The following is an 11998-nucleotide window of genomic DNA, read 5'->3' on the forward strand; positions in this document are numbered from 1 at the left end:
ACAGTCTGCAAATTATTGCTACTTATTACAATACTTATTTTTCAAAAAATTAATAAATAAAGACAGTTTATGTGGAAAAATTTCAAACTGAATAAATTTTTACTACTTATTCCATTAACCAGTCTAATGTTTTGCTTCAACTCGCCAAAGAACGATGATGAAAAGATGCAGACAATAATGGTGAGCGTAAAAAACACTCTTTCTTACCTGCATTATAGTCCGAAGCCTATCAATGATGCCTACTCAAAGGATGTTTATAAGCATTATTTCGAATTGGTAGATCCTGCCAAAAGATACTTCGTGCAGTCTGATATGGATGAATTCAGCAAGCATGAAACAAAGCTTGATGATTATATCAACCAGGGAGATCTGAGTTTTTATAAACTTACGATCGACAGACTTTACCAAAGGGTAGACGAAATTGATAAAATTACTCAGGACATTTTCAGCAAGCCTATTAACCTTCAGGAAGATGAAACGCTTACTCTGGAGCCAAAGCTTAAAAAAATCCCTGCTAATAAGCAGGAGCAATATAATGAGTGGAAAAAATTTATCAAATACAACATTCTTCAGGAAGTTGAATCGATGAACAGTAAAGAAGAAGCTCAGAAAGAGAAAAAAGATTCTGTTCAAAAGTATAAATTAAACGATACCATTAAGCTTAAAGTTCTTACTCAGGATGAGAAGATTAAAAAAGCTACGGATGAAGTAAAAGATCTTGTAAAAGAAACCTTTACCCGATTCAAAAAGAGAAAGAAAATGGATTGGTTTACGGTGTATATGAATGCTTATACTGAAGTATTTGATCCACACACCAATTATTATTCTCCAAAAGATAAAGAGGATTTTGATACTCAGTTTACGGGTAAAGTAATCGGTATTGGAGCATTAATTCAAGAGAAAAAAGGAAATCTTTATCTTGGTGCTCTTACTATTGGTGCTCCTGCATGGAAATCCAAGCAGCTTTCTGAAGGGGATAAGATCCTTAAGGTAAAATCAAAACCAAAAGATGATGCTGTAAATGTGGTAGGAATGCTTTCTGATGAAGCGGTAAGATTAATCAGAGGAGAAAAAGGAACGCCTGTTACCTTAACCGTTCAGAAAAAAGACGGAACTATTAAAGATGTAACTATGATTCGTGAAGAAGTTGCTATTGAAGATACTTTCGCAAGAAGTATTGTAGTAAATGCTCCGAATGGTAAGAAATATGGGTTTATCAACCTTCCAAGCTTTAACGCTGATTTTGAAAATTCAAAAGGAAGAAATGCTTCTGACGATATCAAAAACGAAATTGTTAAACTTAAAGCTCAGAATATTGAAGGAATCATTCTTGACCTTAGAAACAACGGTGGAGGATCACTAACCGAAGTAGGGGATATTATGGGACTTTTCATGGATGCTGGACCTTACGTACAAGTGAAAGATGGAAATGGAAAAATACAGACTTTAAAGAACAAGTATGAGGCTCCCATCTGGACAGGTCCACTTGTTATTATGCAAAATGAGCTTTCAGCATCAGCTTCTGAGATTCTTGCGGGCGTAATGCAGGACTATGGAAGAGCTATAGTGATTGGATCTCCACAGTCTTTCGGAAAAGGAACGGTTCAGACTTTTGTTGATCTGAACAGATTCCTGAATACAGAAGATGATTTCGGATCTTTAAAACTGACAATTCAGAAGTTCTATAGAATTACAGGTGAGTCTACACAGAGAAAAGGAATTGTTTCGGATATTCAGATGAAAGATTTCTTTACCTACGCAGAAGTTGGAGAGCGTTATGACGATTTTGCCCTGGCTTGGGATAAAATTCCGGCTACAAAATTTGAGAAACTCAACTACTTTAATATCCAAGCTCTTGAAAAAGCAAGTTCAGATAGAATGGCCAAGAACAAGAATTACCAGCTTCTATTAGAATCAGCTCAATGGAGAGAAAAACTGGATAAGGAGGAAAACATTACTTTGAACATCAATAAATTCAATGAAGTGATGAAACACAGAAAATCTCAGATTGAAAAGTTCAAAGTACTGACAAAATTTGAGAACGGATTGCAGTTTATTATGTATCCAAGTGAAGTTGAAAGAGAGAAGAAAGATGAAGCTTTCAAAAAGAAATCTGAAATGTGGATCAAGAATCTGAAAAAGGATCTTTACCTACAGGAAGCCATGAATATTGTATCAGACATGGGAGTAAAATCATAAACATAAAAAAACCGATAATGGAAATTATCGGTTTTTTTATTGCATAAATAATAGATTACTTAATTTCTACACATCCCACTCTTCCTCCTGCATTTCCGGTAGGCTGAGTATGGAAATCATCAGCTGCAGCGTGTACGATAAGACCCTTTCCGATGATGTTTTTAGATTCATCTGTACAGCCAAGACACCATTTATCAGTCTTGAAAGTTAAAACGGCAGTTCCGTTTTGATCAGCTACTAAATTTCCTATATCTCCCATGTGGAAGTGCTCAGCACCCCATTTTCCGTGATCGTTCTTGGATGGGTTCCAATGTCCGCCTGTAGAGGTTCCGTCTGCTGCAGAGCAGTCACCTTTTTCATGAATGTGTACTGCGTGGATTCCAGGGGTAAGGTTGGTTACATTCAGTTTCATGATGACATCATTTCCCTGCTGGGTAAACTTTGCCGTTCCACCTGTTTGAGTTCCGCTTTTGGCATTTACGGCGTACGTTTTTGTAGTCCCGCATGAAGCAGCCAAAAATGCACATCCTGCCAATAATGCTAGTGTTTGTACTTTCATTTTTAAATGATTTATAGTGATATTTATGCTAAAATTAATAAAGATTTTCCAAAACGCTTTATGATTTCAGTCTTTTTTCTGAAACCATATTGAGTATTGCGCTTTAATAGCTCTTCTTTAGCCTCAGAATGTGTACGTTTATCATCCTTATAGTTCAGAGAGAGAAACGCATTACAACCCTTCTTTTGATCTTCATTACTTACAACCAGAACAGCATATTTGAAGTTAAAACATAATAAAATATAGGGTTTATAAGGATTATGAAGCCTTATTATTTAGCAAGAATAGACAACCGAAATATACTTAGGATCAATATCTTTGTGATTCTACATTTTTTATTTTGGAAGACTATAAAAAACGGATTGTAAAAACCATACAATATATTGATACAAACTTTGACGCAGATCTCTCTCTGGAAAGAATAGCAGAGATCAGCGCCTATTCACCCTTTCATTTTCACAGGATTTTTAAACTGGTTACAGGAGAAACTCTTCAGAACTATATCATCAGGAAAAAAACTGAGAAAAGTGCCTTTTTACTGGCGGTAAAGAAAGAAATGGAAATTAAAGATATTTACTTTGATCTTGGCTTTTCAAATCACTCGGTTTTCAGTAAAACATTTAAAAAATATTATGGACTTCCTCCTTCAGAATTTCGAAAGAAGGCTCCTGAAACATTTCACAAGATTTTACAAACAGAGCGCAAGAACGGACACATTGATACGGTTTTCAGCCAATACATTTGCACTATCGAAAACCTATTAAATTGGACAACAATGAACTTAAAAATCAAAGTAGAAGAAATGCCGGAAATGAATCTGGCTGCAGTAATGAGCCTGGGGATTGCAAATGTAGAGCGTTCATTCAATGTATTGATAGATTGGGCAAAAAAGAAGAATTTGTTTCCCCGGGAAAATATCAAAATGCTTTCTGTTTATCATGACAGTTTCAAAGTAACTCCTCCGGATAAAGTCAGAATTCATGCATGTATGCTTTTGGATCAAAAACTTGAGGACTCAAAAGAAGAGATTTTTTCAGAAACTATTGAAGCTGGAAAGTTTATAGTTGGGAGTGGTGAAGTGACGCTCAACGATTTTGAACAATGCTGGGTATCCTTATTTTTATGGATGAATGAACACCATTACTCTATGAGAAGAACGTTTCCTTTTGAAATCTATCATTCTAATTTTAAGGAGCATCCGGAAGGGAAAATGATCGTGGATTTTTGTATCCCTATTGTATAATTCTAGCAGATAATTCTTGGTATTTACCATTCGGTTACAAAAGAATGCCTTTCAGTAATTATTTTTTTACAGAAAGGCATTTTTCATATTATTTTTGAACCAGATATTAAAAACTATGAAAACTCAAGGACAAAAAATACTATTTCTGCTTTTGTTTTTTTCTTTTATACTGGGGTATTCTCAGGTGAAAGTTTCAGGAAAAGTAACGTATAAAAACAAAGGAATAGGAGAAGTAAATGTCACTTTAAAAGATACATATGATGGTGCAACAACTGATGCTCAGGGGAACTTTTCTTTTGAAACGACTGAAAAAGGCAATCACATATTAACTTTTACTCATCCCAAGTATGAAGAAGTGGAAAGAAACATTGTTATTGACAATCAGGAGGTAATATTGAATGTGCAGCTTAAAGAACAAATCAGTGAAATTGATGCTGTAGTGGTTTCTGCGGGTTCCATTGAGGCCAGTGATAAAAAAAGAGCAACCGCATTGCTGTCACCTATTGATATCTATACTACAGCCGGTGCAGACGGACAAATTTCTTCAGCTTTAACATATCTTCCGGGAGTACAGAAAGTGGGAGGTACTGAAGGGTTGTTCATTAGAGGAGGAACCGGAACTGAAACCAAAATCTTTATGGATGGCAGCCTTATCAACAACTATTTTTCCAATTCTATTCCGGGAATTGCAGGGAGAGATCAGTTCAATACTTCTTTGTTTAAAGGAAATATATTTTCAAGTGGCGGATACTCTGCATTATACGGACAGGCTCTTTCCGGGGCATTATTACTGGAAAGTGTTGACCTGCCGGATCAGAGTTCCTATGATTTTGGAATTTCACCGATCTTTTTAAGCGCAGGTTTCCAGAGGCTTAGTGAAGATAAAAACCATTCCTATGGAGCGACCCTTGGATATTCAATGTTGAATTTGATGCAAAAGGTTTTTAATTTCAATACAAATTTTATTGATGCTCCCAAAGGATTGAACAGCGACTTCAACTTTAGAATTAAAACAAAATCAGGAGGATTTTTTAAATATTATGGAATGTATAATTCTAACAAAATGGGCGTGAAAACAGAGAGTCTGGAACCCGGATATGATTTTGCCCTGGTAAGATTAAATGGTGCAAATACCTATCATAATCTCTCTTTCAGACAGAAATTCGGAAAATATCTTCTCAATGTGGGAGGGTCTTACTCATACAACAAATCAGATCTTAATTTCTCTACCGAAACCAATGAAGTGGAATCAGGTAAAACCAGATTATTAACAGATGGGAGTTATATTAATTTCAAGGTTGTTATGGAAAGAAAAATAAATAGAATCAGTGCATTGAGAGGAGGTTTGGAATTCAATAATACCAATGAAAAACTCGATTTTGAGCAGGTGAACAAACGGTATAAAGATTTGATTTCTTCTGCTTTTGTAGAGACAGATTTAGGCTTCAGTAATGCATTGTCTGCTAAAGTAGGGGTGCGAGCGGAGCATTCATCGTATTTAAATAAAAGTAATATTGCCCCCAGGTTAGCATTGGCTTACCGTTTTGCAAAAGACTGGACAAGCTCTATTGCGTATGGACTTTTCTATCAAAATCCTGAAAGTAAATATATCAACGGACCAGCTAACCTGGATTTTCAAAAATCACAACATTATATTTTTCAGATCCAGAGAGCTTCAGAAGGAAGAACCTTACGTTTCGAGGCATTTTATAAAAAATATGATCAGTTAATTAAAACATTTAATGTAACACCGGACAAAGAACAAAATCAACAGGTACAAACTGCAATGAATAATGACGGTTATGGTTATGCCAAAGGACTTGAATTGTTTTGGAGAGACAATAAAAAAACATTCAAAAATATAGATTACTGGATCACCTATTCATTCCTGGATTCTAAAAGAGATTTTCTCAATTATCCGGTGAGTCTCAAACCGAGCTTTGCAGCAGAACATACCCTTTCTGCTGTGGTAAAGAGATTCATTCCTGAATGGAAGCTTGGGGTAAATCTATCATACACTTATGCAAAAGGGCGACCTTATTATGATATTGCCTCTACATTTGAGAATGGTAAGGCTGTTAATTACACTAGAAATGAAGGAAGACTGAAAGACTATAACGCCCTTAATTTCAGTATCAATTATCTTCCCAATCTTGGAAAAAAGGATGCACGGGCATTTACGGTATTTGTGTTGAGTATTTCCAATGTGCTGGGATCAAAAAATGTGTATGGCTATAATTTTTCAGTAGACGGGGCAAGAAGCTCAGCCGTGGTTCCACCTGTAAACACCTTTGTATTTGTGGGAGCTTTTATAAGCTTCGGAGCAGATAAAACACAAGACGCTATCAATAATAACCTATAAAAAAACTAACTTCGAAGAACCTTATTACTAACTTTTTAAAATTAATAGTATGAAAAAATACCTTTTAAGCTTTGCTTTAGCTTTTATGAGTTTAACTGCTTTTGCTCAAACAGATTATGAAAAAATAATGACTGAGAAAATTGCAAAAATTGAAACCTGTAAAACTACAGAAGACTTTCAGACCCTTGCCAATGACTTTCAAAGAATAGGAAGTAAAGAAAGTTCACAATGGCTGCCTCCGTATTATGCTGCTTTTTCTCAAATCCAGAAAGGAAGAATGATGATGAGGAATGGAAACACTCAGGATCTGGATGGGGTTGCAGCGGAGGCAGAGAAATATCTGGGTAGTGCTCAAAGTCTTGCAGGGGCTGATAATGCAGAAGTTCATTTGTTGAAAAAAATGGCGTATTCTCTTAGAATGATGGTTAACCCACAACAACGTTTTATGACAGACGGAGCTAGGGCATCTGAAGAGCTTAACAGAGCTGAAAAGCTGGACCCAGCCAATCCTAGAATTGCTCTTATCAAAGCAGAAGATACTTATTTTACTCCTGAGCAATTTGGAGGTAGCAAGACAAAAGGGCTGGAAATGTTTAAAGATGCTATCACAAAATTTAATGCTTACAAACCTAAGACAACTTTAGATCCAAATTGGGGAAGAGGAGAGGCTGAGTATTTTTTGAGCTTACCAACAGAGAATAAATAATCTTTTAGAGACTGCTTCAAAATTTAAGCAATAAGCTTTAGCCATTATAAGAACAATGATCTCTAAAGTTTAGAATTAATAATTAGTCTAATAAAGAAAAAGTACCCTATCACTAGGGTACTTTTTCTTTATATAAAAACGAATTTTACTCACATAGACTCCAGTCTTTCGTACAAAATCCTGCTTTGCTTCTGCACATATTCCATGCGCAGCCATCATCATTTCCGGGTTCTCTTGGAATTGTATCTCCGCCTGAAATATTCTTTTGTTCGTTTCTGGAAAGGCTTTTTAAACCTTTTAGTTTAATTTGTTTCTTCATTATTAGTTTGTTTCTTGATGTTCCTTTTTAACTTTTTTCGGAAACACAGTATTATATTTTCCTAATGTTTAGATTAATTTTACTTGTTCGGGTATTAGCATGCAAAGACAGAGCATCTTCCATACTGATTTCTGCACATATTCCATCCACAGCCATCATCCTCAAAAGGATCTTTTGGAATTAAGCCACCACCCACTTTCTTTTGCTCATCTCTAGTCAGTTTTTTTAACGCTTTGAATTTAATTTGTTTTTTCATTTTTAGTTTGTTTTTTGATATTCCTACTCTTTAAGCTTTTCGGATAACGCTGTTTTTATATTTCTCCAATTTAGGATAAATATTGTTATTTGCAAAATTATTGTTATTAAAATATTTATTTTTCAATGAATATTTTGTTGTTTTGTGTTTTTTTATGTGAAATCAATAATGTTTTGTATGAGGCCTGATGAGGCATAATTCAATATTATTTACATGTACGGCTCAGCGATAAAAACTAACCTTTCGGTAAAAAATAATTTTTGATACCTTTAATAAAAGCTATTTTTGAATCAAGAAAACTCATCATGAAACGTAAGGATATTATCACCATGTTTTGGATTTCATTCATAGTCTCCATGTTTTTCTTTTTTGCCTTTACAGGAGAGAAAAATCTGGAAAACTTTGTGCTGACCATACTCATTTCACTTCTGTATACTTTTGTATTAGGAGGTGGAAACGGATTGTTGAACAACTTTCTCAATAAAAAGTTTCCCTGGTCTGAGGAAACATCCAAAAGAGCGGTGATAAGCATTATTTCCGTTATTATTATCAATATTATATTAGTCTATTTTTGTAACTATATCAATTTTGTATTGATCCAGAAGGCGGCTACTACGGAAGAATATTTTTCAGGAAAATATAACCTTGCCAACTGGTTTACCATCAACATTGCATTGCTTATTTCTGCCTTTCTTCACGCCAAAGGTTTTATGCAGGAACTGAAGAAGACTTCCAGAAAAGAAGTGGTAGAGCAGAAGCTCATTGCCAAGTCTGCCAATGCACAGTTTGAAAGTTTAAAAAATCAGCTGGACCCTCACTTTCTTTTTAATTCTTTAAATGTCTTAAGCTCATTGATTGATGAGAACCCTAATCAGGCACAAAAGTTTACCGCTTCAATGTCAAAGATTTACCGTTACGTACTTGAACAGAAAGATAAAGAGCTGGTAACAGTGGAAGATGAAATAGAATTTGCCAGAACCTATTGTGATCTTTTAAAAACCAGGTTTGAAGACAGTGTTGATTTTACTTTTGATGTTAAGAAAGAAGACTACCGGAAATTTGTGGTACCTCTGTCATTACAGCTTCTGTTGGAAAACTGTATTAAACATAATTTTGCCACATCATCAAAGCCATTGGTCATCAGAATTTTTTCAGAAAATGATATTCTTTGTATTGAGAATAATTTACAGGTAAGGGAACAGATCAAAGAAAGCTCGGGAATTGGATTGGCTAATATTGTACAACGGTATTCTCTGCTTACTAAAAGAAATGTTTTCATTGAAAAATCTGAAGATTATTTTAAAGTAAAACTTCCGATGCTCATTAATAAGCCTCATATTGTCAGTGAAAAGTCTGATGATGATCTTAAAGCTTATAAGAAAGCTCAGAAGAGAATGAAAGAGATCAAGGATTTCTATATGAACCTGATTTCTTACTGTATTGTGATTCCCTTTTTGATCTTTATTAATCTTTTTACCAAAAGCTCGTTTCACTGGTTTTGGTTTCCGGTATTCGGATGGGGAATTGGAGTAGCTTCTCATGCTTTTCAGGTTTTCGGAGTGGGAGATTCATGGCAGGAAAAGAAGATCCGTGAAATTATGAACAATCAAAAAAATAATAATGATGGAAACATTTAACGAAAATGATATTCAATATCAGAAAGCAAAAAGATATGTTGAGAAACTAAGGGGCTTTTACGCTCATTTATTTGTCTATGTCATTATTAATGTGTTGATTGTATTTTACAATTATAGCCATCTGAAACCCGGAGAAAGCTATTTTGAGTTCAAAAATTTCTTTACACTTACATTCTGGGGTATTGGGATATTGGTGCATGCCATGACAGTCTTTCTTTCAAAAAATGGCTACCTGCAGAATTGGGAGGAAAAGAAGATTCGTGAATTGATAGAAAAAGAGAAGAAAAACCAATAGGATAGTGAAATAATAATACAAAATTTTCATTAAGTTTTTTTCTCCTTTTTACTTTTTATCTATAAAAAACACCTTAAAACAGTAATCAAAATGAATGCTTTAGAAATTCTGTACATACTATCCATGATGGCTTGGTTTCTTAGTGAGTTTCTTTATAAAAACATGTTGAAATCCGGGAAAGATGATAAAAAAGGAAAGGATAAATCCACCCTTAATATTCTCTGGCTGGTGATCCCTTTTTCAATTGCAGCAGCAATAACGATTTCCAATCTTTCAACGTTACCGATTAGCCAAGGAAACTGGATAATGTATGGGGGAGAGGCCCTTATTCTTATCGGTATTATTTTCAGGTTTATCATTATCAGATCTTTAGGGAAATACTTTACGGTGGATGTTACCATTAAAGAAGATCACAAGATCAAAAGAGAAGGCTTTTATAAGTATTTGAGACATCCATCATATGCTTTTTCTCTGCTTACTTCTTTGGGACTTGGGTTATATCTCAATAATTGGCTGTCACTTGTTTTTGCTTTTTTACCTCCGTTTTTAGCCTTTGCTTATAGAATCAGAATAGAAGAACAGGCTCTCGTAGAACAATTCGGTGACGAATATATTCAATACAGAAAAACAACAAAAAAACTCATTCCGTTTATCTACTAACTTTCTTAAATATCCAGCTTATAAGACTATGTGGGTGTATGGCTTAATTTAGTGTAACCTCGTAGCCACATAGAATATGCTCCCTAAAATATATGCTTGCTGCTAACCCTGGCTTTTCTTCGCCTAAATGCAGAATATTACTTATAAAATTTTAGGACTTTACATCCCAACAAACAACATTAAAGAAATTTTGATTTTTGTATCCCTTTCAACTCTATACAATTCATTACTCCTTTATTTTTTACCATTCGGGAAGCATAATCTACCGTTCGGTCATATAAAATTGATTTGAGGATCATTTCCGCCATACATTTGACTCAAGAAAAGAACAAATTAACCTTAAAAAAATAAAAAATATGGAAACTTTTAATAAAGATACAACTGCTTATGAAAGAGCATCAAGAAGAGTAAAAGAATTAAAAGAATTCTACGGAAATCTTACCTCATTCTGTATTGTAATTCCGTTTCTGGCTTTTTTAAATCTTATGACGGCTCCTGGCTATTTATGGTTCCTATGGCCAATGCTGGGCTGGGGAATCGGAATCACATTTCACGCTGTGAATGTATTTGGAATTGGAAAAAGCTGGGAAGAGAACAAGATTAAAGAACTGATGGCTGAAGAGAACAGAAAAACTAAAACATTATAATAACTTAAAAAAACAATATATCATGGATTATAACAGAGCATACAACAGAGTTCAGCAATTGAAAAAATTCTATAAAAACCTAATGTGGTTTGGGATTATATCAGCAATTGTTATTGGAGATGATTGGTTTAATGATGAATTGCATTACCAAATGTTTGGTGGGCACTTACTATTAGGCATTTGGGCGCTGATTCTTATAGTGAAAGCCATTTCATTATTTATTTTTAATAATGAATGGGAGGCAGGAATCATTGAAAAAGAGGTGGGAAAAAATAAGAAAACGTTAGATTTTTAAATTTGATTATTTTGTCTAATTTTATTTCTCAATTTTAAAACTAAAACTATTAGCTCAATGATCAAAACTGTAATAATCGAAGACGAAAAACCCGCTTCAAGGAAATTAGAGAGAATGTTAAGTAATTTTCCTGATATTGAGGTAGTTGCTAAAATAGAATCTGTAGAAGAAGGAGTTGCCTGGTTTTCTGAAAATGAACATCCGCAGTTAATTTTTTCAGATATTGTTCTTGGAGACGGATTGTCATTCGATATCTTTGAAAAAGTTCCAACCAAAGGATTTATCATTTATACGACAGCATTTGATCAATATACCCTAAGAGCCTTTAAATTAAATAGTATAGATTACCTATTGAAACCAATTCTTGAAGAGGATCTTTCAGGCGCTATTGAGAAATTTAAATCTTTTATACCTTCCAATAATGATATTGGATCACAGGATATCAAGCAGCTGATAAAAAAAGAAAAATCTGTTCTTTCAAGAGTTTTAGTGAAAATAGGATACAACCTGAAAATTGTTCAGACTCACGAAATAAGTTGTTTTTTCAGCGAGAATAAGATTGTTTATCTTCAGACTGATGAACGTTCGTATCCTTCAGATTTTACATTGGATGAATTAGCTGATATTCTGGATGAGAAAAAGTTTTTCCGTGTTAACAGACAGTTTATTATCAATTCTGATTACATCAAAAGCATTCATACCTCACCTTATTACAAAGTAGACCTTGAATTTCAGCCTCAGGAAGAAATTAGCATAAGCCGGGACCGTGTCAAAGACTTTAAAGACTGGCTTGTAAGTTGAAAACAATTTCACAACATTC

The 11998-nt window shown here is 34.3% G+C and carries 13 protein-coding genes; 10 read left to right on the plus strand and 3 right to left on the minus strand.

What is annotated here, in order from left to right; translation table 11 throughout:
* Nucleotides 1-69: 69 nt before the first annotated feature.
* The gene (locus EL260_RS00865) at nucleotides 70-2199 is read left to right on the plus strand and encodes a carboxy terminal-processing peptidase (RefSeq protein WP_123858418.1); all 2130 of its coding nucleotides are present in this window, start codon (nucleotides 70-72) and stop codon (nucleotides 2197-2199) included.
* A gap of 55 nt (nucleotides 2200-2254) precedes the next feature.
* Here the strand turns inward: EL260_RS00865 and EL260_RS00870 are convergent, their stop codons facing one another.
* On the minus strand, nucleotides 2255-2758 hold the full coding sequence (locus tag EL260_RS00870; RefSeq protein WP_123858419.1) for a superoxide dismutase family protein: 504 nt from the start codon (nucleotides 2756-2758) through the stop codon (nucleotides 2255-2257).
* Between the two features lie 340 nt (nucleotides 2759-3098).
* Between EL260_RS00870 and EL260_RS00875 the strand changes: the two genes are divergently transcribed.
* From EL260_RS00875 to EL260_RS00885, 3 genes are all read left to right on the plus strand, one after another.
* Entirely contained in the window at nucleotides 3099-4001 is a 903-nt protein-coding gene (locus tag EL260_RS00875; RefSeq protein ID WP_123858420.1) for an AraC family transcriptional regulator, read from the plus strand.
* A gap of 115 nt (nucleotides 4002-4116) precedes the next feature.
* Nucleotides 4117-6363, plus strand: coding sequence for a TonB-dependent receptor (locus EL260_RS00880; RefSeq protein ID WP_123858421.1), 2247 nt, complete (start codon nucleotides 4117-4119; stop codon nucleotides 6361-6363).
* 49 nt (nucleotides 6364-6412) lie between these two features.
* Nucleotides 6413-7069: a hypothetical protein gene (locus tag EL260_RS00885; protein ID WP_123858422.1), complete on the plus strand. Its 657-nt coding sequence runs from the start codon at nucleotides 6413-6415 to the stop codon at nucleotides 7067-7069.
* Nucleotides 7070-7214: 145 nt separating this feature from the next.
* Here EL260_RS00885 and EL260_RS25405 read toward each other — a convergent pair whose 3' ends face one another.
* Both EL260_RS25405 and EL260_RS25410 read right to left on the minus strand, forming a co-directional pair.
* Nucleotides 7215-7388 (minus strand): hypothetical protein, encoded by a 174-nt coding sequence (locus EL260_RS25405; protein ID WP_164466585.1) that lies wholly within the window; start codon nucleotides 7386-7388, stop codon nucleotides 7215-7217.
* Between the two features lie 94 nt (nucleotides 7389-7482).
* Nucleotides 7483-7644: a hypothetical protein gene (locus EL260_RS25410; RefSeq protein WP_164466586.1), complete on the minus strand. Its 162-nt coding sequence runs from the start codon at nucleotides 7642-7644 to the stop codon at nucleotides 7483-7485.
* 305 nt (nucleotides 7645-7949) lie between these two features.
* Between EL260_RS25410 and EL260_RS00890 the strand changes: the two genes are divergently transcribed.
* From EL260_RS00890 to EL260_RS00915, 6 genes are all read left to right on the plus strand, one after another.
* Complete coding sequence (locus tag EL260_RS00890) at nucleotides 7950-9281, plus strand: 2TM domain-containing protein (protein ID WP_123858423.1); 1332 nt, start codon at nucleotides 7950-7952, stop codon at nucleotides 9279-9281.
* Nucleotides 9265-9576, plus strand: a complete 312-nt coding sequence (locus tag EL260_RS00895; protein WP_228445254.1) for a 2TM domain-containing protein — start codon at nucleotides 9265-9267, stop codon at nucleotides 9574-9576. The genes EL260_RS00890 and EL260_RS00895 overlap by 17 nt, the downstream gene beginning before the upstream one ends.
* A 90-nt stretch (nucleotides 9577-9666) precedes the next feature.
* Nucleotides 9667-10236, plus strand: a complete 570-nt coding sequence (locus EL260_RS00900; protein ID WP_123858424.1) for a methyltransferase family protein — start codon at nucleotides 9667-9669, stop codon at nucleotides 10234-10236.
* 356 nt (nucleotides 10237-10592) lie between these two features.
* Nucleotides 10593-10883, plus strand: a complete 291-nt coding sequence (locus EL260_RS00905) for a 2TM domain-containing protein (RefSeq protein ID WP_123858425.1) — start codon at nucleotides 10593-10595, stop codon at nucleotides 10881-10883.
* A gap of 22 nt (nucleotides 10884-10905) precedes the next feature.
* Nucleotides 10906-11178, plus strand: a complete 273-nt coding sequence (locus EL260_RS00910; protein ID WP_123858426.1) for a 2TM domain-containing protein — start codon at nucleotides 10906-10908, stop codon at nucleotides 11176-11178.
* Between the two features lie 57 nt (nucleotides 11179-11235).
* Nucleotides 11236-11979 (plus strand): LytR/AlgR family response regulator transcription factor, encoded by a 744-nt coding sequence (locus EL260_RS00915; protein ID WP_123858427.1) that lies wholly within the window; start codon nucleotides 11236-11238, stop codon nucleotides 11977-11979.
* Nucleotides 11980-11998 lie beyond the last annotated feature (19 nt).

This window comes from Chryseobacterium nakagawai (assembly GCF_900637665.1).
Lineage (GTDB): Bacteria > Bacteroidota > Bacteroidia > Flavobacteriales > Weeksellaceae > Chryseobacterium > Chryseobacterium nakagawai.

Excerpts from the sequence above, each read along its gene's own strand:
- EL260_RS25410 (WP_164466586.1), bottom strand. The coding sequence starts at position 7,644 with ATGAAAAAACAAATTAAATTCAAAGCGTTAAAAAAACTGACTAGAGAT.
- EL260_RS00915 (WP_123858427.1), top strand. The coding sequence starts at position 11,236 with ATGATCAAAACTGTAATAATCGAAGACGAAAAACCCGCTTCAAGGAAA.
- EL260_RS25405 (WP_164466585.1), bottom strand. The coding sequence starts at position 7,388 with ATGAAGAAACAAATTAAACTAAAAGGTTTAAAAAGCCTTTCCAGAAAC.
- EL260_RS00880 (WP_123858421.1), top strand. The coding sequence starts at position 4,117 with ATGAAAACTCAAGGACAAAAAATACTATTTCTGCTTTTGTTTTTTTCT.
- EL260_RS00895 (WP_228445254.1), top strand. The coding sequence starts at position 9,265 with ATGATGGAAACATTTAACGAAAATGATATTCAATATCAGAAAGCAAAA.
- EL260_RS00900 (WP_123858424.1), top strand. The coding sequence starts at position 9,667 with ATGAATGCTTTAGAAATTCTGTACATACTATCCATGATGGCTTGGTTT.
- EL260_RS00905 (WP_123858425.1), top strand. The coding sequence starts at position 10,593 with ATGGAAACTTTTAATAAAGATACAACTGCTTATGAAAGAGCATCAAGA.
- EL260_RS00890 (WP_123858423.1), top strand. The coding sequence starts at position 7,950 with ATGAAACGTAAGGATATTATCACCATGTTTTGGATTTCATTCATAGTC.
- EL260_RS00870 (WP_123858419.1), bottom strand. The coding sequence starts at position 2,758 with ATGAAAGTACAAACACTAGCATTATTGGCAGGATGTGCATTTTTGGCT.
- EL260_RS00910 (WP_123858426.1), top strand. The coding sequence starts at position 10,906 with ATGGATTATAACAGAGCATACAACAGAGTTCAGCAATTGAAAAAATTC.
- EL260_RS00885 (WP_123858422.1), top strand. The coding sequence starts at position 6,413 with ATGAAAAAATACCTTTTAAGCTTTGCTTTAGCTTTTATGAGTTTAACT.
- EL260_RS00865 (WP_123858418.1), top strand. The coding sequence starts at position 70 with ATGTGGAAAAATTTCAAACTGAATAAATTTTTACTACTTATTCCATTA.